The sequence below is a fragment of the Streptomyces fragilis genome (genome assembly GCF_003112515.1).
Taxonomy (GTDB): domain Bacteria; phylum Actinomycetota; class Actinomycetes; order Streptomycetales; family Streptomycetaceae; genus Streptomyces; species Streptomyces fragilis.
This window is the reverse complement of record NZ_BEVZ01000004.1, coordinates 732,866-752,636: the sequence shown is the minus strand read 5'-3', so window position 1 is coordinate 752,636 and position 19,771 is coordinate 732,866. Positions and strand designations below refer to the sequence as shown.

18 protein-coding genes are annotated in these 19,771 nt (G+C 73.3%); 10 read left to right on the top strand and 8 right to left on the bottom strand.

Going from position 1 to position 19,771, the window contains the following annotated elements; all coding sequences use genetic code 11:
* The first annotated feature begins 8 nt into the window (after nt 1-8).
* Entirely contained in the window at nt 9-1,607 is a 1,599-nt protein-coding gene (hutH, locus tag Sfr03f_RS16580) for a histidine ammonia-lyase (RefSeq protein ID WP_174721597.1), read from the top strand.
* A gap of 170 nt (nt 1,608-1,777) precedes the next feature.
* On the opposite strand, the gene Sfr03f_RS16575 is transcribed toward hutH, so the two are convergent.
* A complete protein-coding gene (locus Sfr03f_RS16575) occupies nt 1,778-2,128 on the bottom strand; it encodes a hypothetical protein (RefSeq protein WP_245967588.1) in 351 nt (116 codons plus the stop codon).
* A 109-nt stretch (nt 2,129-2,237) separates the two neighbouring features.
* Here Sfr03f_RS16575 and Sfr03f_RS16570 point away from each other — a divergent pair, with 109 nt between their 5' ends.
* From Sfr03f_RS16570 to Sfr03f_RS16550, 5 genes are all read left to right on the top strand, one after another.
* Nucleotides 2,238-2,633: a hypothetical protein gene (locus tag Sfr03f_RS16570; RefSeq protein WP_245967587.1), complete on the top strand. Its 396-nt coding sequence runs from the start codon at nt 2,238-2,240 to the stop codon at nt 2,631-2,633.
* A 209-nt stretch (nt 2,634-2,842) separates the two neighbouring features.
* A complete protein-coding gene (locus Sfr03f_RS16565; RefSeq protein ID WP_108955030.1) occupies nt 2,843-4,096 on the top strand; it encodes a L,D-transpeptidase in 1,254 nt (417 codons plus the stop codon).
* A gap of 234 nt (nt 4,097-4,330) precedes the next feature.
* Complete coding sequence (locus tag Sfr03f_RS16560) at nt 4,331-5,830, top strand: ABC transporter permease (RefSeq protein WP_108954654.1); 1,500 nt, start codon at nt 4,331-4,333, stop codon at nt 5,828-5,830.
* A gap of 80 nt (nt 5,831-5,910) precedes the next feature.
* Nucleotides 5,911-6,576, top strand: coding sequence for an ABC transporter ATP-binding protein (locus Sfr03f_RS16555; RefSeq protein ID WP_108954653.1), 666 nt, complete (start codon nt 5,911-5,913; stop codon nt 6,574-6,576).
* Nucleotides 6,577-6,855: 279 nt separating this feature from the next.
* On the top strand, nt 6,856-7,896 hold the full coding sequence (locus Sfr03f_RS16550; RefSeq protein WP_108954652.1) for an NAD(P)-dependent alcohol dehydrogenase: 1,041 nt from the start codon (nt 6,856-6,858) through the stop codon (nt 7,894-7,896).
* A 91-nt stretch (nt 7,897-7,987) separates the two neighbouring features.
* Here Sfr03f_RS16550 and Sfr03f_RS31260 read toward each other — a convergent pair whose 3' ends face one another.
* Nucleotides 7,988-9,514 carry a glycerophosphodiester phosphodiesterase family protein gene (locus Sfr03f_RS31260; protein WP_245967586.1) on the bottom strand — a complete coding sequence of 509 codons (1,527 nt, stop codon included), beginning with the start codon at nt 9,512-9,514 and terminating at the stop codon, nt 7,988-7,990.
* A gap of 306 nt (nt 9,515-9,820) precedes the next feature.
* On the opposite strand from Sfr03f_RS31260, the gene Sfr03f_RS16535 reads away from it, so the two are divergent.
* Nucleotides 9,821-10,777, top strand: coding sequence for an NAD(P)-dependent oxidoreductase (locus Sfr03f_RS16535; protein ID WP_108955028.1), 957 nt, complete (start codon nt 9,821-9,823; stop codon nt 10,775-10,777).
* A gap of 237 nt (nt 10,778-11,014) precedes the next feature.
* On the top strand, nt 11,015-12,064 hold the full coding sequence (locus tag Sfr03f_RS16530; RefSeq protein WP_108954650.1) for a hypothetical protein: 1,050 nt from the start codon (nt 11,015-11,017) through the stop codon (nt 12,062-12,064).
* A 16-nt stretch (nt 12,065-12,080) separates the two neighbouring features.
* On the opposite strand, the gene Sfr03f_RS16525 is transcribed toward Sfr03f_RS16530, so the two are convergent.
* Entirely contained in the window at nt 12,081-12,602 is a 522-nt protein-coding gene (locus Sfr03f_RS16525; RefSeq protein WP_108954649.1) for a hypothetical protein, read from the bottom strand.
* Nucleotides 12,599-13,006: a hypothetical protein gene (locus tag Sfr03f_RS16520; protein ID WP_159105657.1), complete on the bottom strand. Its 408-nt coding sequence runs from the start codon at nt 13,004-13,006 to the stop codon at nt 12,599-12,601. The genes Sfr03f_RS16525 and Sfr03f_RS16520 overlap by 4 nt, the downstream gene beginning before the upstream one ends.
* A gap of 234 nt (nt 13,007-13,240) precedes the next feature.
* Here Sfr03f_RS16520 and Sfr03f_RS16515 point away from each other — a divergent pair, with 234 nt between their 5' ends.
* Nucleotides 13,241-13,561, top strand: coding sequence for a helix-turn-helix domain-containing protein (locus Sfr03f_RS16515; RefSeq protein ID WP_108954647.1), 321 nt, complete (start codon nt 13,241-13,243; stop codon nt 13,559-13,561).
* 6 nt (nt 13,562-13,567) lie between these two features.
* Here the strand turns inward: Sfr03f_RS16515 and Sfr03f_RS16510 are convergent, their stop codons facing one another.
* On the bottom strand, nt 13,568-14,545 hold the full coding sequence (locus Sfr03f_RS16510) for an HNH endonuclease (RefSeq protein ID WP_108954646.1): 978 nt from the start codon (nt 14,543-14,545) through the stop codon (nt 13,568-13,570).
* A gap of 437 nt (nt 14,546-14,982) precedes the next feature.
* Between Sfr03f_RS16510 and Sfr03f_RS16505 the strand changes: the two genes are divergently transcribed.
* Entirely contained in the window at nt 14,983-16,008 is a 1,026-nt protein-coding gene (locus Sfr03f_RS16505; RefSeq protein ID WP_174721596.1) for a helix-turn-helix domain-containing protein, read from the top strand.
* A 22-nt stretch (nt 16,009-16,030) separates the two neighbouring features.
* On the opposite strand, the gene msrA is transcribed toward Sfr03f_RS16505, so the two are convergent.
* From msrA to Sfr03f_RS16490, 3 genes are all read right to left on the bottom strand, one after another.
* Complete coding sequence (msrA, locus tag Sfr03f_RS16500; protein WP_108955027.1) at nt 16,031-16,714, bottom strand: peptide-methionine (S)-S-oxide reductase MsrA; 684 nt, start codon at nt 16,712-16,714, stop codon at nt 16,031-16,033.
* 164 nt (nt 16,715-16,878) lie between these two features.
* Complete coding sequence (locus tag Sfr03f_RS16495) at nt 16,879-18,030, bottom strand: hypothetical protein (RefSeq protein ID WP_108954645.1); 1,152 nt, start codon at nt 18,028-18,030, stop codon at nt 16,879-16,881.
* On the bottom strand, nt 18,030-19,673 hold the full coding sequence (locus Sfr03f_RS16490; protein ID WP_108954644.1) for a M48 family metalloprotease: 1,644 nt from the start codon (nt 19,671-19,673) through the stop codon (nt 18,030-18,032). The genes Sfr03f_RS16495 and Sfr03f_RS16490 overlap by 1 nt, the downstream gene beginning before the upstream one ends.
* Between the last annotated feature and the right edge of the window lie 98 nt (nt 19,674-19,771).

Here is a 19,771-nt window from a genome sequence, read left to right as displayed (position 1 = left end):
TCCTGAATATGGATATGCACACCGGTTCGACGGAAACTGTGGTGGTGGGCACCTCCGGCCTCACGCCGGAGCAGGTGCTCGCCGTGGCGCGGCACGGCGCACGGGTCACGCTCTCGGACGAGGCGGTGCGGGAACTGACCGCGTCCCGCGAGGTCGTCGAGGCCCTCGCCGCCAAGCCGGACCCCGTCTACGGCGTGAGCACCGGCTTCGGCGCGCTGGCGACCCGGCACATCGGCCCGGACCTGCGCACCCGGCTGCAGCGCAACATCGTCCGCTCGCACGCCGCCGGCATGGGCCCGCGGGTCGAGCGCGAGGTGGTGCGCGCGCTGATGTTCCTGCGGCTCAAGACCCTCTGCTCCGGCCGCACCGGCGTGCGCCCCGAGGTCGCGCAGGCCATGGCCGACCTGCTGAACGCCGGCATCACCCCCGTGGTGCACGAGTACGGCTCCCTCGGCTGCTCCGGCGACCTGGCCCCCCTCTCGCACTGCGCGCTCGCCCTGATGGGCGAGGGCGAGGCCGAAGGCCCCGACGGCGAGCTCCGCCCGGTCCGCAAGCTGCTCGCGGCGCACGGGCTGCACCCCGTCGAGCTCAAGGAGAAGGAGGGCCTGGCCCTCCTCAACGGCACCGACGGCATGCTCGGCATGCTGCTGATGGCCCTGGCCGACCTGCGTCTGCTCTACACCTCCGCGGACGTGACCGCCGCGATGACGCTGGAGGCGCTGCTGGGCACCGACGGGGTCCTGGCGCCCGAGCTGCACGCCATCCGCCCGCACCCGGGCCAGGCGGACTCCGCCGCCAACATGCTGGCGGTGCTGCACGGCTCGGAGATGACCGGACAGCACCAGGGCGACGAGCCGCGGGTGCAGGACGCCTACTCGGTGCGCTGCGCGCCGCAGGTGGCGGGCGCGGGCCGGGACACCCTCGGCCACGCCGAGCTGGTGGCCGGGCGGGAGCTGGCGGCGGCCGTCGACAACCCGGTGGTGCTGCCCGGGGGCACCTCCCAGGCCTTCGGCGCCGAGGGAGGCCGCGTGGAGTCCAACGGCAACTTCCACGGCGCGCCGGTGGCCTACGTCCTCGACTTCCTCGCGATCGCCGCGGCCGACCTGGCGTCCATCGCCGAGCGCCGCACCGACCGGCTGCTGGACAAGGCCCGCTCGCACGGGCTGCCCGCGTTCCTCGCCGACGACCCGGGCGTCGACTCCGGGCTGATGATCGCCCAGTACACCCAGGCCGCCCTGGTCAGCGAGCTCAAGCGGCTCGCCGTCCCCGCCTCGGTGGACTCCATCCCCTCCTCCGCCATGCAGGAGGACCACGTCTCCATGGGCTGGTCGGCGGCGCGCAAGCTGCGGCACGTGGTCGACAACCTGGCCCGGGTCGTCGCCGTCGAGCTGGTCGCCGCCTCCCGCGCGCTGGAGCTGCGCCGCACCGCCACGGGTCTTGCCGCCGCGCCCGCCACCTGGGCCGTCGTCGAGGCCGCCCGCGCGGCCGGCGTCGCGGGCCCCGGCCCGGACCGCTACCTCGCCCCCGACCTCGCGGCGGCCGAGGCCTTCGTCCGCGAGGGCGGCGTCGTCCGCGCCGCCGAGGCGGTCACCGGCCCGCTGCGCTGACGGCGCCCCCGCCGCCGGGCCGGTCCCCGTGCCGGCCCGGCGGCCGCCTCGGTGCCGGCCCAGCCACCTGGCGGCCTTCTCCGCGCCCACGAGGGGGTGTTCACCGTCGGACCATGAGGTCTCCCTCACAAGCGGTCAAGGGCGTTCCGCATGGGCCCGGGGGCCGGCCGTCACAGGCCCATGCGCTCCCGCCGCACCGAGTACGCCACGAACGCCGCCCCGATGCCGAGGAACGCGGTGCCGCCCATGATGTACGGCGTCGTGTCGAAGGCGCCGGTGTCGGCGAGCTCGATGCCGTCGGTCCGGGCGTGGACCGTCGCCGGGGTGGTGTCGGAGACGGTGGTCATGGTGCGCACCCCGAAGGCGCCCTCCGCGCCCGCGACGGCGGGAGCGGCGGCGGCGGACCGCGGTTCCGGTTCTTCCGGCGTCATCGTCGCGTTGGCGGACGGGACGAAGGAGAGGGCACCCAGCAGGGCGCCGGCGGCAGCGGCGGTCAGCAATGAGCGGCGCGTCGTGGACACGGATATCGATCCCCTTGTGGCGCTGGCGAATTGACCGTGTGAACCGATGCTAGTGAAAGGCGCGGGTCGCGGGAAACCCGAGGGCGCGGACCGCCGTACTCTCCCTGCCATGAATGCAACCGAAAACAGCCGCTTTGTCCGTCTCGACGTCCAGCTGATCGTGGAGGTCGACGACCCGCGGGCGCTCCGGCGCACCGCACAGGACCGGATCGCCGCGGACGGAACGCTGCCGGACGGCGAGCGGGACCGGATCGGGTCCGTGGTGACGCACGACACGGCGGAGGCCCTGGCCTACCTCGTCGACCCGTTCGACCTGGTGGCGGCGCTGCCGGGGATCGAACTGACCCAGACCTCGTGGAGCGCGGAGCACGTGGACGGGAATCCGGATTCGCTCGACGGCGACCTCTACGGCGATGATGGCGACCACGAGGAGGACTTCCCCGGCGATCGGGCCGGCGGCCCCGCCGGAGGCGGGGACGTGACGGTTCGCATCGGCATCGGCTGACCCCTGGCGGGGAAGGCGACCCCTACGGAACGATGCCTTCCGGTCCTCCGCGGACCGTTCCGGCGGTCCGCGGCGTGGCGCATTGCACAATTCACCGCGAGACGGAACCGGAACGGCCCGTCCAGGCGTTGAGAATGCTGACGGGAGGTGTGCCCGCACCGGGTCGCGGCACGGGCGGCGCCTCCCACGGGGTCGGGTGACCAGTGATGATGGAGATACGTGTGAAGACGGTCGGTGAGCGGCGGCGGCGCAGGGGTCTGGCGGTCGCGTCCGCACTTCTGGGCGGCGTGATGGTCCTGTCCGGTTGTGGAGGGGACGAGAAGCCCGCCCGTCCGGACGCCCAGGAGAGGGCCGACGAGGCGGCCGCGAAGGAGACGTCGGTCGCCGAGATCTCCATCACGCCCAAGGACGGCACGGACAACGCGTCGATCAACAACGCGGGGCACGTCTCGGTCAAGAAGGGCACGCTGACCGAGGTCGAGGTGAAGACCAAGGACGGCCAGGCGGTCGAGGGCGAGATGTCCGACGACAAGACCTCCTGGAAGCCCTCCGGGCAGCTCGAGCGGGCCACCACCTACAAGGTCTCGGTGACGGCCGAGGACTCCAAGGGCCGCGCCTCCCACGAGAACGCCACCTTCACCACCGTCTCGCCCTCCAACAGCTTCATAGGCAACTTCTCGCCGGAGGACGGCTCCACCGTCGGCGTCGGCATGCCCGTGTCGATCAGGTTCGACAAGGAGATCACCGACAAGAAGGCCGTCCAGCAGGGGGTCGACGTCTCGGTGAGCAGCGGCCAGGAGGTCGCCTGCCACTGGTTCAGCACCACCCGGATGGACTGCCGCCCCCAGGAGTACTGGAAGGAGGGGGCGACGGTCACCATGAAGCTCGCGCTGGACGGCGTCGAGGGCGCGCCGAACGTCTACGGCGTCCAGCAGAAGACCGTCACCTTCCACATCGGCCGCAACCAGGTCTCGATCGTCGACGCCGAGACCAAGCAGATGAAGGTCACGCGCAACGGCAAGACCATCCGCACCATCCCCATCTCCGCCGGCGCCCCCGACAACAAGACGTACGAGGGCCAGATGGTGATCTCCGAGAAGTTCAAGGAGACCCGGATGAACGGCGCGACGGTCGGCTTCACCGACGACGACGGCAAGGGCGAGTACGACATCAAGGACGTCCCGCACGCCATGCGGCTGACCACGTCCGGCACCTTCATCCACGGCAACTACTGGGGCCAGGGCGTCTTCGGCAACGCCAACACCAGCCACGGCTGCGTGGGCCTGGAGGACGCCAAGGGCGCGAACGACCCGAACAAGCCGGGCGCCTGGTTCTTCGAGAACTCGATGATCGGTGACGTGGTGGTCGTCCAGAACACCGGCGACAAGACGGTCGCCCCGGACAACGGCTTCAACGGCTGGAACATGCCGTGGGACCAGTGGGTGGCCGGCTCCGCCGTCTGACCCCGGCGCCGGTGACCCCCTGACCTCGTCGACCGTGACGCCGCGCCGCCCCTGAGGCGGCGCGGGAGGCGCCCGGCGGCGTGCACGACGCACGCCGCCGGGCGCCTCCGCCGTTTTTTGCGCCTGCGCCGTTCCGTGCGTGTGTCGTTGACGTCTCCGCCCCAACGCGCCCTCTCGGGGTTCTCTCACACAACGCACAGGGGTCTACCAGCCCGCGCCCCTAGCGTGCCGCGCATGTTCCTCACCTACTTGCGCCGCGAACTGCGCCGCCGCAGAAAGGCGTCGCTGGTCGTCGCCTCCGGCCTGGCGCTCGGCATCGCCCTCGTCATCGTCGTCAACGCCGTGTCGTCCGGCATGGGCAGGGCCCAGGCCCAGGTCCTGGAGTCGCTCTACGGCCTCGGCACCGACATGACCGTCACCAAGGCCCCCGAGCCGCCCGCCGAGGGAGAGGACGGCAGCTCCCGGCCGCGCTTCCGGTTCGACGCCCGTGGCGGTGAGGACGGCGAGGACGGCGGGAGCGGTGACGACGCGCAGCGGAGCAGCGACCGGGTCATGGTCCAGGGCTTCCAGACGCTGAAGTCCGCCACCGTCACCCAGGTCGCGAAGGCGGACGGCGTCGCCGCCGCCGTCGGCGGGCTCAGCCTCAACGTGGTCAAGGTCGACGGGGAGTTCACCCCGGGCCAGTTCCAGCAGCGCGAGGGCGGCGGTGGCCGGCCCGGCGGCACGGCCGGCGGCGAGGTGCAGGGCGGCGGCGCCGACTTCTCCATCGACAGCTTCAGCGTCTACGGCACCGACGTCACCCGGCCCGCACTCGGCCCGCTGACCTCCTCCGAGATCATCGACGGGCGCGGCTTCGAGACGTCCGAGACCTCGGCGAAGGTGGCCGTGGTGGACAGCGCCTACGCCAAGGAGCAGAAGCTCGCCACCGGCGACAAGGTGACCGTCAGCGGCACCGCGTTCACCGTCGTGGGCCTCGCCACGGCGACCAGCGGCGACGCCGCCGCCGACGTCTACCTCCCGCTCGCCCGGGCCCAGGCGCTCGCCGACGCCAAGGGGAAGATCACCACCGTCTACGTCCAGGCGGACGACGCGCAGCAGCTGGACACGGTCAAGAGCGCGGTGCTCGAGGCCGTGCCGGACGCCACCGTGACCACCTCCGAGGACCTCGCCGACACGGTGTCCGGGTCCCTGTCGACCGCATCCGGGCTGGCCGTCACCGTCGGCCGGTGGCTGTCCGTCGTGGTCCTCGCCGCCGCGTTCCTGGTGGCCGGTCTGCTGACCTCCTCCGCCGTCGCCCGCCGGGTCCGCGAGTTCGGCACCCTCAAGGCGCTGGGCTGGCGCTCGCGCCGGGTCACCGGGCAGGTGGTCGGCGAGGCCGTGGTGACCGGACTCCTCGGCGGCGCGCTGGGCATCGCGATCGGCCTCGCCGGCGCGTGGGCGATCACCGCCTTCGGGCCCTCGCTGACCGCGCAGCTGGGCGGCTCCGCCGGGTCCGGCGCGGGTGGCGCCGGCGGCCCGGGCGGCGGCATGGGCGGCATGGGTGGCGGCCCCGGCGGCGGGATGCGGCAGGCGGCCTCCCGGTCCCTCGACGTGGCCCTCACCGCGCCCGTGAACCTCTCCATGATCGCGCTGGCGGTCGGTCTGGCCGTCGCGGGCGGCCTGGTCGCGGGCGCCTTCGGAGGGTGGCGCGCCTCCCGGCTGCGCCCCGCCGACGCCCTCTCCCGCGTCGCCTGACGGCCCCGCCCCGGCCGTCCGGCACCCGACCCGCCCCTTCCAGCCCTTCCTTCCGCCCTTTCAGCAGGAGCAACGACACCATGTACGAACTCACCGGCGTCACCCGCCGCTACACCCGCGGCAAGGGAGTCGTGGACGCGCTGGCCGGCGTCGACCTCACCATCGCCGACGGCGACCGCCTGGTCATCCAGGGCCCCACGGGCGGCGGCAAGTCGACCCTCCTCCAGATGCTCGGCGGCCTCGACCGCCCGACCGCCGGCAGCGTCGTGCTGGACGGAGTGGACCTCGCGAAGCTCTCCGAGGCGCGGCTGACCCGGATCCGCAGCGAGAAGATCGGCTTCGTCTTCCAGGGCTTCAACCTCATCCCGACCCTCACCGCGCAGGAGAACGTCGAGACGGCGCTGGTGCCGCTCGGCGTGAAGCGGAAGGAACGGCGCGATCGGGCCGCCGAGGCCCTCGCCTCGGTGGGGCTGGGGGAGCGGCTCGGGCACGTGCCGGGCGAGCTCTCGGGCGGCCAGCAGCAGCGGGTGGCCATCGCGCGCGCCCTGGTCAAGCAGCCCAGGGTGCTGCTCGCCGACGAGCCGACGGGCAACCTGGACGAGTCCACCCGGGACGAGATCATGGCCGTCCTCGAGACGCAGTGGAAGGAGCACGGGCTGACCTTCGTCATGGTCACCCACGACTCCCACCTGGCCAGGCAGGCCCCCCGCGTGGTGACCCTTCGCAAGGGTTCCGTCGCGACCTGAGGCCGACGCCCCGGGCACCCGTCACGCCCCCTCTTCCCGGCTTCGGCCCGCCCCGCGTTCCGGGTGTTCCCGGCTTCGGCCCGCCCCGCGTTCCGGGTGTTCCCGGCTTCGGCCCCGCCCCGCGTTCCGGCTGTTTCCGATCCGCCATGCGGAATGAACCGGATCGCGGGGCAGTTGTGCACCAAGGACGTCCGCGCCACCGCGCACGGGCGTCCGCGCGCGCCCACGACGCACGCGCAAGCAACCCAGCACCCCGAAGAAACCGGAGAACCACCCGGCATGACTTCTGTCGCCGCCTACGCCGCCCCCGCCGCCAAGGCTCCGCTGGAGCGCACCACCGTCGAGCGCAGGGAGGTCGGTGAGCACGACGTCCTGATCGACATCAAGTACGCCGGTATCTGCCACTCCGACATCCACACCGTCCGCGAGGAGTGGGGCAAGACCCACTTCCCCCTCACCCCCGGGCACGAGATCGCCGGTGTGGTCACCGAGGTCGGCTCCGGCGTGACCCGTTTCAAGGTCGGCGACCGCGTCGGCGTCGGCTGCATGGTGGACTCCTGCCGTGAGTGCGAGAACTGCCGGGGCGGAGTCGAGCAGCACTGCCTCAAGGGCAACGTCGGCACCTACGGCTCCCGCGGCCGGGACGGCGAGATCACCCAGGGCGGCTACTCCACCCACATCGTCGTCGACGAGAACTACACCCTCCGCATCCCCGACGGCCTCTCGCTCGACGTCGCCGCCCCGCTGCTCTGCGCCGGCATCACCACGTACTCCCCGCTGAAGAACTACGGCGCGGGCCCCGGCAAGAAGGTCGCCGTGGTCGGCCTGGGCGGCCTCGGCCACATGGCCGTCAAGATCGCCCACGCCATGGGCGCCGAGGTGACGGTGCTGTCGCAGTCGCTGCGCAAGAAGGAGGACGGCCTCAAGCTCGGCGCCGACCACTACTACGCGACGGCCGACCCCCGCACCTTCGAGGAGCTGCGCGGAAACTTCGACCTGATCGTCTCCACGGTCTCCGCCAACGTCGACTTCAACGCGTACCTGGGACTGCTGAAGACCGGCGGCACGCTGGTCAACGTCGGCGCCCCGGAGAACCCGATCTCCCTCCAGCTGTTCGCCCTCATCGGCGGCAACAAGAACCTGGCCGGCTCCATGATCGGCGGCATCGCCGAGACCCAGGAGATGCTGGACTTCTGCGCCGAGCACGGGCTGGGCGCCGAGATCGAGCTGATCTCCGCCGACCGGATCAACGAGGCCTACGAGCGCGTCGTCGCCTCCGACGTGCGCTACCGCTTCGTCATCGACACGGCCACGATCTGACGAAACGTCCCTGCGGGGACGCGACGCGAAGGGCCCCGGCGGATGACGCCGGGGCCCTTCCCCGTCTCTCCTGCGTCTTCCGCCCCCGGGCTCAGCCCCGTCGGGCGGCCTGCCAGGCGACCAGCTCCGCGGGACGGTTGCTGATCACGGCGTCGACCCCGAGGGCGTCCAGCGTCTTCCACTGCGCCGGCTCGTCCACCGTCCACACCATCGTGGCGACGCCCGACCGGTGCAGGTCGCCCACCACGGACGGCCGCGCGGTCAGCGCCGACGCCTTCGGGTTGTACGCGGTGAGCCCCAGGTCGCGGGCGACCGCCACCGGGTCGGCGTCCAGCGTGGACGTCAGGTAGCCGCGGGGCAGCGTGGGCGCCAGCTCACGGGCCCACCTCAGGTGCTGCTTGCTGAAGCTCTGCACGAAGACCCGGTCCGGCGAGAGGACCCCGGCCGCCCGGAGCGCGTCGAACATCCGGGCCACCTGGTCCTTGGACGCCGCCCGCTTGATCTCCAGCAGCAGCTTCCCGCCCCGCGCCTTCAGGTCGGCGCCCTGCGCCCGCAGCGTCGGCACGCGCTCGCCCTTGTACGCCGAGGAGAACCACGACCCCGCGTCCAGCTTGTCCAGCTGCGCGGAGGTCAGGGCGGTGAGGTCCCCGGTCCCGTTCGTGGTGCGGTCCACCGTGCCGTCGTGCATGACGTACGGGACGCCGTCCTTGCTGATCTGCGCGTCCGTCTCGATGAGGTCCGCGCCCGCCCGGCGCGCCAGCTCCTGCGCCGCCAGCGTGTTCTCCGGCGCCGAGGCCGACGCCCCGCGGTGCGCCACGGCCAGCGCGGGTTCGCCCGGGCCGCGCAGGTAGGGGTTGAGGGAGGGCAGGGCGGTGACCCTCACGTCGTCGAACGCGACGGTCGCGCCGTCCACCAGCAACGCCTGGCGGCCGTCGGCGGAGCGCCGCAGCTTGTCGGTGCTCAGCACCTTCCGTCCGTCGAGGTACCAGGTCGCCTTCATGCCGTGGACGTCCACCCGCACCCGCACGTCCTTGCCGGTGCCGGCCGCGGCGGGGGCGGCGGCGGTGTCGGTGACGTTCCAGGTGTTCGACGTCGTCCGCTGGGCGAACTCCACGCCGTTGGCGGCGGTGGAGCGGGAGCGCAGGGTGGCGATCCACCACGGGGTGGCCCCGCTCGACGGCAGGTCGAGGCCGAGCGCGAACCAGCGGGAGGTGTTGTCCACCGCCTGGAACCGGGCGGTGGCCTCGAAGCGGTAGTCGGTCAGCGGGGTGCCGAAGGTGATCCGGGCGCGGGTGCCGCCGTCGCCGACGAGGCGGCCGTTCCTCACCTTCCAGGCACCGCTGACCGGCTTCCAGCCGGAGGGCAGGGCGGTGCCGCCGAAGGTCTGACTGACCACCGTGGAGCCGGGAGCGGGGGCTGCGGTTGCCGCGGCTGCCGCCGGGGCTGCGGTTGCTGCGGTCGCTGCGGTTGCTGCGACGATCGGGGAGCCGGCCGCGGTGTCGTGCTGTGCGGCGACCGCCGACGGAGCGGAGGCCCCGGCGGTGAGCGCGACGCTGATCGCCAGTACGGTCGTGGGCCTGAGGGTTCGGCTACGCGTGTCCCTGGTTTCCCTGGTCATGTTCACGACGCTAGGGAGCGCTGGGTAACGCGCCGGTACCGCCAAGTGACCGTTCGTGGACGGTCGGATGGCGGGCGGACGCCGGGATTCCACCGGCGTGACACGGGGGGGCGGCGGGGACCCGGGGAGTGCGCCGGGTGCCGCGGGGCGGACCCTGGGGACCCATGTCCCCAGGCGTGAGCGGACCCTGGGGACCCCGGACCAGGCCTGGGCGGCCCCCACGGGGCCATGGACGAGGCCCGGGCGGACCTGAGGGCAGGCGGGGCCGGGTCACCGGAAGGCCAAGGGGCGATGTGGGAGGCACGCATGGGTGCGGAACGGGCGGCGGATCAGGCCGTGGGGGTCGTCGCGGCGGAGGCCGCGCGGGAACTGGACCGGGCGGTCGTGGTCGCCGGGGACGAGGTCTCCGACCCCCTGCGGGCGGCGCTCACCGAGGCCCTGGGCCGCCCCGTCACCCGTGGCCCCGCCTCCGCCGACGCCCCCGTGATCCGGGTGGGCGCCCGGCGGCCCGCCTTCACGGAGGGCGGCGAACGCGTCGTCTGGTTCCACAGCGTCAACGCCGGCGTGGACGCGCTGCTGAAGGGCGGTGCGGACCAGAGGGCCTGGCCCGCCGACGTCCTGCTGACCCGCACGGTCGGGCGGATGGGCGACCGCATGGCCCAGTACGTCCTCGGCTGGGCCCTGTCCGAGTGCCAGCGCGTCCCCGACTTCCTCGCCGCCCACGACCGCGCCGACTGGTCCCGCCGCGACACCGAACTCGCCGCCGGCCAACTGGCCCTCGTCTACGGCGCGGGCCGCATCGGCTCACGCGTCGCCCACTACCTGCGCGGCGCGGGCATCCGCGTGGTGGAGGCGGGCCGCGCGACGGTCCCCGACGCGGACGCCCTCCTCCCCGACGCCCGCTGGGTCGTCGACGTCCTCCCCCTCACCTCCGCCACCCGCGGCTTCTTCGGCCCACGCCGCCTCGACGCGATGCGCGGCGCGACGTTCCTGAACATCGGCCGGGGCGCGACGGTCGACCTGGCGGCACTGGAGGCGGCGCTGTCGTCGGGGGCCGTCCGCTCCGCCGTCCTCGACGTCCTCCCCGACGAACCGGCCACCCCCGACCACCCCGTCTGGCACCTGCCCCGCACCACCGTCACCTCCCACACCTCGGGCCCCACCACGGACGAGGACGTCGTCACCGACCTCCTCTCCTGCTGGCGCACCCTGCGGACCGGGCAGACCCCCGCCCTGGCGGTCCCGACGGGGCGCGGCTACTGACCCGCACCGGGCCGTACGGGGCCGAGTCCGAGCCGGTGGCCGCCTGCCCGGTGCGGGATGGGGCGGTTGTGTCCCAGGTGAGTCCCGCATGTGCAGCCACGGCGACACATTCGCGGCTCACCCCGCCACGCCACACATGCGCGCACGACGGTGCCCTGCACGAAAACCGGTGGAGTCGCGCCGGGGTGCGGGACACAATCCGCCGGGGACCGCAGGCCGCGGCGAGAGGGAGCCTGGTTGGACGTGTTCGTGTGCGCCGGGTGCGGCGCGGAGCTGACGGCGCCGGTGTCCCGGGCCGCCCTCCCCGTGCACACCTATTGCGGGGCATGGGAGGAACTCCATCCCCCGCTGATGGATTCCGCGACCTACGCCGTCGACCCGCGGCCCACGGGGACGCCCTGGCGACGGTGGGAGGAGGTCGGGGAGGAGGAGGCCGCCCGGCAGGGCGTGTACGCGCCGGTGTGCTCGCTCTCCTTCGGTGCGCGGAACAGGGTCGTCATCGCCCCCGGCGACTCCCGGGGCATGCGGTTGATCCCCGAGAAGTGCGACGGCTACTGCCGGGGCGTGGACGGCCGGACCGGGCCCAACCTGGCGTGCGAGGGGTGCGGGCGTGCCGTGGCGACCCGCGAGGACGACTGCGGGATGTGGCAGACGGTGTGGCTGGAGCCCGACGCGGTCGTCCGCCGCCCCGCGCCGGGATCACCGGCCGTGCCGCCTCCAGGCTGGGACGACCTGCTGCATGCCGAGCACCGCGTCCCGCCCGTCGAACCCGACGGATCGTGGAGCCGCCGCTGGGAGGCGGCGGTCGGGGTCGCCCTCGCCCACCTCATGGCGGTCACCGAGGCCCGCCCGGTGACCCTTCCCGCCGGCCCCGTCGCCGACCTGCTGGACCACGCCGTCGGCCAGCACCTCCCGGCCGGGCCGGCTCCCCGTTCCGTCGGCCTGGCCGGACCGGGGACCGGCATGCCGCAGCCCCGTCCCGACGTCCTCCTCGTCCCTCGGCACCCGCTCACGGGCGAGCCCTGGCGGGCGCCGGGGGACGAGGGGCCCGTGGTGCCGCTGGACAGCGGTGTCTGGGCCTACCTCGCCCTCCCGGGGGAGACCTCGCCGCTCCCCGCGAGCGGGGTCCTCCCGCCGGGCGTCCTGCGCGACGACTACCCGCTGCCACCGCTCCCTCGGTGGCCGCTGAGGGCACACGGCGGCGCCTTCCGCGACACCCTGGCCCGTCTCCCCGCCGTCCGCACTCCCCGGCTGCGGGAGTACCGCGAGGCACTGCGCCACAGCTGAGCCCGGGCCGCTGCCGTCAGGTCCCGCACGTCCCGGCGAGGGTGCCGAGGGCGCTCAGCAGGATGGCCGCGCGCCTCTTGCCCAGCTCCGGGACGAGCGCGCCGAGGACGACGGGGGCACGGCCGGCGAGGGACAGCACGCAGTACAGGAACGCGCGGTCCTCACGGCTGATGGTGGGGTAGTACAGCCAGCGGGTCAGCCGCTCCCAGTCGCAGGAGGCCGTGCCCGTCGTCGGGTCCTGGACGACGAACAGGTCCCGCACCTCCGCCCGTTCAAGAACCGTGCCCTCCGCGACCAGGGCGAGGACCGCGGCGCGCTCACGTCTCGCGCGCCCGCCGGCCCAGTCGGTGAGGCGGTCGGCGACGGAGGAACGCGCCCGCACGACCGCTGCCCGGGCCCGTTCCGCGGCGTCCGCGGCCGCCTCCGCCGCAGCCATACGCGCCCGGGTCTCGGCGGCGAGGGCCAGGTGGGCTGCGCGGACGTGCGGGCCGGTGAGGGTGACGGAGACGGCGGCGCCGGGCCGTGCGGGGGCCGTCACAGGAGCCCGTTCCGCCGGGCCTCGGCGCGCGGGCCGGGGATCCGGGCGGCGGGCCTCGCCGGCCGGGCGACCGGAGGGTCACCCGGCCGTCCGGCCTTCAGCGCCAGCAACCGCCGCGCGTAGGCGGCGCGGGTGGTGGGTGCGGCGAGCGCGGGCGTCCGGGCGAGCAGCAGCTCACGGTACGGGGGCCACCCACCCGTCAACTGCCGCGCCAGCTCGACCCGGTCGGCCTCGCCGAAGCCGTCGTCCGGTCGTGAGGCCAGCAACAACGCGGCCATGACGTGCGTCCACGCGTGCACGGCGGAGACGCGTTCGCGGGGGAGGGCGCCGGGGGTGCTGCGCCTGGCTCCCGGGTTTGTGCGCCCGGCCGCTTCGGCGGGGCTGGGGATGGGAAGATGCGCCATGGTCAGGTCCTGTTCGTAGCAGGGACTGGCAGCCCGGCCGGCGTGTGCGACCACGTGAGCCGGGGTTGCGCGGAGCCTGGTGTGCGACCACCAGGCTCCGCGGTGTTGGCAGTCCCGGAGGAGTGCGTCCACACGAGCGGGGCTGTGACGAGGCAGCGCGCATGCTGCTCGGAGCTGAACGTAAGGGGTCCCTTACGCTCAGCTCAAGCGGCGTGCCCGAACGAAGGAACCGGCATGCCTGAGGACTCGGTCGACGCGATCGAGGAGGAGGCGCAACGCGTCTTCAGTGCACTGGACGCCGTCGAGCGGATGAGCGATCCCTTGGCGCGGGCCAGGGTGGTCAGCCGTCTGCTGAAGGACCAAGCGGAACGCAACAGGCGGCTGAAGGGAATGCGGCGACAGGTCGTGCTCGACCTGCGCGCACAGGCTGTGCCGTACCGGAGAATCGCCGCCCTGCTGGGGGTGTCCAGCGGCACGGTCCAGGACATCGAACGCGGCTACTCGGGCTCTGGGACCAACAGGCCGAAGAGGGGCGACGCCGCACAGAGCACGTGACGGTGCTCACCAGGTGGCAGTGGCCTTCTCGTAGGCCTGCCTGACGATCTCCATGTCCAACGGTGCGTTCTCCGGGATGTCCACCTGCGTGCCGTGCAGTGATCGATACGCGTCGTAACCCAGCAGGTTCGGGGCGACGTGAACCTTCAGATCGGGCCCTATGGCCAGGAGTTCGTTGTCGAGCAGGCTGTGTATGTCGGCCCGCAGCATCAGCCCTTCCTCCACCCGGTGGACCCCGTGTGCGGCGAACGGGCGGAGGTGTGCGGCCTGGAGGGCCTCGGCCGGCGCGGGGCCGGTGACTGCGCAGATCATGCCGTACTCGCGTATCAGCGCCTGCCGGAAGGCGTCCTGTCCGCGCCGCACGGCTGCCTCGGCACGGCGATGGCCACCGGGGAGCCGACCGGGGTGTCGTCGGCGGTCGGCTGCCTCGCTGGGGGAGGGGAGCCGTATTCCGTACGCAGCCAGCTTCGCCAGCGTGGCATGCCGGTCCATCTCCCGGATCGACTGCTGCTTGGACCGGTGCAGGTACAGGGGCTCCAGTTCGTCCTTGCCGAGGCCACCTTCGAGCGCTTGCCACGTGGCGCCGTAGTGGGCACGGAAGTTGGTCACCTCGAGGAGTTCGATGCAAGGGTCCTCGAACACCCAGCCGCAACGGCTGCACAGGTATCGCTCCGAGACGGGCTTGGTCTTCCGCTCCTTGAACCCGGTGTCCCGGCAGTCCGGGTTCCTGCACCGCCGCCGCGCCTTCTCGCCGAGCCCCAGAACGTCCACGCGCTCCAGGTGACCCACCCCGAGGGCTGCCCGTCCGTCCCGGACCACCACCAGATCACCTGCGGCCACCTGCTTGTGGTTGCCCACCGTCGAGTCGTAGCTGTACGACTCCTCCAGCACGTCGTCGTATCCGGTGTTGCCCTGGAACTGCCGGGCTTCGCCGGCCACCAGGAACGACCAGGCCCTGCGTCCCTGCTCTCCCGCCCCACTCATGCTTGCAGCGTACAAGTGCATTGGCTGCGGCTGCGCCCGAGTTGACGACCCGTCGGGTCCGTCGCCGGGCCGGAGCCTCCGCGCCCCCTCGCTCCTGGGACGCACGTAACCGGGACCCGGGTGGCTGGGTTCTGGTGGTGCGGGATGCTCCAACTACCGAAAGACCTGGGAGGAAAGAAGGCCTGCCAAGCCCCTCCCGCCTCCCCGGCGCGGCGAGGCCCGGCGCGGTGCTCACACGGGTGAGTGAATATGCCCGCCCAGGAGCCGGGTTGGGTGGATCGCGGGCTTACGCTCTGCTCAGACAACCGCAGACATGAGACGACCCCCGCCGGGACGGCAATCCCGGACGAGGGTCTGACCACCGAGGAAGGCCGAACTTCCTGATGGGTAAAGGGCATCTTAGCGGGCGCGTTCTTGACGCCGCCCGGTGCGGCGGCGTGGTGCAGGAGATCCACCGGCACGCCAAGCAGTTCACCGTCGTGGGCAATCACGTCGCCCAGCACCGGTCGCTGTCGTTGACGGCAGTCGGGCTGGCGGTGCACATCCAGTCGCTGCCACCGGGTTCGCCCATCGGCATCAAGACCTTGGCCAAGCGCTGGCCCGAGGGCGCGCTGCGCATCGCTGCCGCGTTGAGGGAGCTGGTGGAGCACGGCTACCTGCGGCGGGAGAAGATCCGTGGCGCGGGAGGCCGGATCCTCACGCGGACCGTGTTCTGCAACAACCCGGAGGCCGCGGCCCGCGGCGAGAGGGCGGAGGTCCGCGAGGAGGGGGCGGGGGAGAACCGGCCCGCGTCGTCGCGCCGTCCCCGGGCGGTCGAGGCTGCCACGACCGCCGATGCGAGGGTCGCCGCGACCGGCACGGCGGAGGCTCCGCCGGTCTGGGGGCCGAGTGCCGCCGAGCCGCAGCCCGCGTCCGCGCCCGCGCAGTCGCGGACCGTGCCGCCCCCCGGGCAATGCGGTGCGAAGGAGCGCAAGCCCTTGCCGCCCGTGCCGCAGCCGTGGCTGTCCCGACCGGACCTGGTGCGACGGGCCGTCGAGCTGCTCACCGGGCTGAGGTCCTACGTGTCCGAGCTCCGGTTCTCCTCGGGCGAGATCGAACACCTCACGCCCGGGGTGGTGGCCTGGCTGGAGCGTGACGTCACCTGCGGGGAGGTGCGGCGAGCCCTGTTCACGGGGCTCCCGGAGGAAGGGCTGCGGCGGCCTGCGGCTTTCGTCGCGTACCGGCTGAACGCCGATCTGCCCCCGCCGCTGCCCCGGCGTCCCTCCGCCGTCGTCGAGCGGCTGCCGGAGCGGCACCCGCTGCGCAACTGCGAGGACTGTGACCGCGGCTACCGGGGGTCGGATCCGGAACGGTGCCCGGAGTGCCTGGCCCGGGCCGACCAGGCCCGTCTCCCCGGTGAGGGCGAGGGCATGGCCGTGCCCGCGCCCGTGCCGACGGGCCTTGGGACGCCGGCACGACGGTGACGGAGGGGCGACGCGGCGCCTCTCAGCTCGCGTCCGGGGCCGGGGCCACGCCCACCGGGCAGGACAGGCCCGTGCCGCCGATGCCGCAGTAGCCGTTGGGGTTCTTGGCGTCGGAGAGGTACTGCTGGTGGTAGAGCTCGGCCGGGTAGAAGGGGTGGGCGGCGGCCGGCTCGATCTCGGTGGTGACGGTGCCGTAGCCGGCCTCGGTGAGGACCCGCTGGTAGGCGGCGCGGGAGGCCTCGGCGGCCGCGGCCTGCTCGGGGGTGTGGGTGAAGACGGCGGAGCGGTACTGGGTGCCGACGTCGTTGCCCTGGCGGTAGCCCTGGGTGGGGTCGTGGGACTCCCAGAAGGTCTTGAGGAGGGCCTCGTAGGAGAGGACGTCGGGGTCGTAGACGACGCGGACGGTCTCGGTGTGGCCGGTGAGGCCCGAGCAGACCTCCTCGTAGGTGGGGTTCTCGGTGAAGCCGCCCTGGTAGCCGACGAGGGTGGTCCACACACCGGCCGGGAGCTGCCAGAACTTGCGCTCGGCGCCCCAGAAGCAGCCGAGGGCGAAGTCGGCCACGGCCATGCCCTCGGGGTGGTCGAACAGCGGCGTGCCGAGGACGGTGTGGGCCCCGGCGGCCTCGGGCGTGAGGACCGGCGCGGCGCGGCCGGGCAGGGCCTGGTCGGCGGTGACCATCACGGGCGTCGTGCGGCCGAAGAGCATGGGGTCCTCCCGGGTCGGGTGGGGGTCGGTGGGCCAGCGGCCCGCCGGAGGGGTGCGCCGGTACAACGCGTGGGACGGGCCGGGGATTCCTCGTCCCGCCCTGGAAACGGCGCGGCCCCGTCCGCCGGGGTGGAGGACGGGGCCGTGCCGCGGGAGCGGCCGGGTCAGGCGGTGGCGGTGTGGGCCTCCGCCGCCTCCAGGACGCGGACGGCGGTGAAGTCGCGGATCGCGGTGTACCGCTCGGCGAAGCGCGGCTTGCCGGCCAGGTAGGTCCACGGGGCGGTGCCGATGTGGCCGTCGATCAGCTTGAACTGCTCCATCGCGGCCTCGTACCGGTCCTGCCAGTACAGCATGTACGCCAGCATGTGCCGCATCGGCAGCAGACGCCGGGCCTTCGGGTCGCCGGCCTCGGCAGCGGCGGCGGCGAGGTCGAGGAGGGCGGCGTCGACCGCCTTCATCAGCTCGGGGCGCTTGTAGTACTCGTCCTCGTCGAGGTCCTTGTGGGCGAACTCGAACTCGAAGTGGGCCTCCAGCAGGACCAGCGTCAGCAGCTGGCCGGGGGCGCCCTTGGCCGCGGCCTCGCGGGCGAAGGAGAGGGCCAGCTCGTGGGAGCCGCGCCACTTGGCGCACCAGTACTGCAGCGCGGACTGGTGGGCGCCCAGATGGTGCGGGGCGCGCTCGACGGCCTGGTCCCACAGGTCGTTGAAGTCCTTGTGGGAGTAGCCGAGGCCCATCGCCAGCGGCATCTCCACCACGTACGGGTTCGGGTCGTCCCCGCCCAGCGCCTGGGCCTCCGCGCAGGCCTCCCGGGCCTGGGCGAGCACCCGGTGGAAGCCGTCGAACTGCTCGCGGGTGGTGTTCTTGGCCTGCATGCTGCCCCGGATCTCCCAGGCCAGGTAGATCATCGACTCCGCGTTGACCAGCGCGGCGTCCGCGTCGCCGGGGCGGGCCGCGCGCCAGGCCAGCAGCCAGGCGTCCTCCTTGGCGGCCTCGTGGCCGAGGATGCTCACCCGTCGGCCGCGCTCCTCCCAGTCCCGGCCCGCCTCGGCCAGGAACCGGGCACCGGCCTCCCAGTCACCGCGCCGGACGGCCTGCAGGACGGCCTCGGCGGCGGGGTCCGCGGCGCCCGGCCGGTCCAGGTCGAGGCGGCCGGCGGGGAGCAGTCCGAGCTTCGCGGCCGCCTCCGCGCCCGCGTTCTCGTCGGGCGCGTCGGGGTCGTGCTTGATGAATGTCTTGACGAAGACGAACCCGAGGTAGAGGCCGAAGGCGACCACGGGCAGGGCGAGGATCCCGAGGATCCAGAGCAGTACGGTCATCACACGCTTTCGATGTCGGTGCCGGTGCCCGTCTCGGCGGGCGTCGGGGGGAGCAGGGCGCGCAGCGGCGCGGTGTCGGGCACGTCGGCGAGCGCGGCGGTGACGGCGGCGTCGAGCGCCTCTCCCGCCGCCTCCGGGTCGCCGCCGGGCAGGACCACGGTGGCCGCCTGCGTCCAGGAGAACTCCCAGTCCAGCAGGCCCTGCTTGCTCAGCTCGGAGATCACCCAGGTGCGCAGGATGCCTTCGAGCGAGGGGCGGACGAACTCGCGGAAGGCGCGCCCCTGGGCGGCGGACGCCTCCTCGGAGAGGGGGAGGCGACGGGCCAGCTGCCAGAGGTGGCCCTCGTCGATCACCTGGAGGAGGGCGGGCAGGGTCGCCGCCGACTTGGTGTAGACGGCGAGGGCCCGGTGCAGCGGGGTGTCGAGCTCGCCGAGGCGGGCCGTCATGCCGGAGCGCAGGACGTCCGGCCAGTCCTCGGCGCGGCGGAAGCCCAGGAGTTCCTCGGCGAGGACGGCGGGCTCCAGCGCGGCGGCCAGGGCGCGCGGGTCGGTGAACAGGCCGAGGGCGGAGCCGCGGCCGTCGTCGGCGCGGCCGTCGTCCGGCAGGGCCTCGACGGCGCGCACGCGCTCGCCGATCGGCGGGTGGGAGTCGTACGGGGAGAGCTGCTGCACGGGAAGCTCGGCGCGCATGTCGGCGAGCTGCAGCTCGCGGGCGGTCAGCAGGTCGCCGAAGCCGCCGAAGAAGGCGCCGTGCGGAGGCATGGTGCGGGCGTCCAGGCCCAGGGTGGCGTACGACTCGAGGTAGAAGTCGTAGGCGGAGGACAGCACCGGGATCTCGCGCAGGGCGGAGGCGGTGGCGTCGCGGCCGGCCAGGCGGGCGGCGGAGCGGTCCGCGGCGAACTCCTCGGCACGGGCGGTGGACTGCGAGGCGCGCAGGAAGAACGTGCCGTACCAGGTGTAGATCTTCGCCATGGCCCGGTAGGTGGCGCCGGCACCGGTGGTGTCGACCTCCTTGGCCTTCTTGCCCTTGGCGACCCGGCGGGCGGACTTCTTCTCCTGCTCGGCGCGCTCCTGGGCGACCTTCTTGTCGGCCTTCTCGTGGAAGTGGGCGATGGTGCGCCGGATCTGCAGGCGGCCGCGGGCCACGATCGGGCCGAGGCGGGTGTCGCCGCCGATGTAATGGCCGTACTCGTGGGCGAGCACCGAGCGGAACTGGGCCTCGCTCAGGCCGGTGAGCAGCGGCAGGCCGAGGTGGAGGCTGCGGCGGCCGGGGAGCAGGCCACCGAGCCGGGGGCGCTCCATCACGGACGCGTTGACCTCGGCGGTCAGGATGATGGTGTCCGGGGCACGGGTCCCGGCGGCGGCGGCCAGTTCGCGGACCATGGCCCACAGCCGGGGCTCGGCCTCCTCGGTGAGCGGGACGCCCGGGGGTTCCTCGATGTCCGGCAGGCGGAGCATGAACATGCCTCGGACCACGGGAACCGCGAGCACGACCGAGACCAGCCAGACCTTGGTGGTCACGCTGCTGGGGGCGTAGACCGCCGCCCAGTCGATGGCCGCCAGGACGCCGAGCAGGACCAGGCTGAGCAACTGGAATCCCGCGAGCAGGATCAGGGCGCGGACGGCCCGCAGTGTGGAACTCATGGAGCTTCCCTACACATCACTGGAAGAGGGCAACGAGGAGGAGCAAAGGGGAAAAGCGGCTGGAAAAGGGCATGACAAGGCGCGGCCGGGGCCGTGTG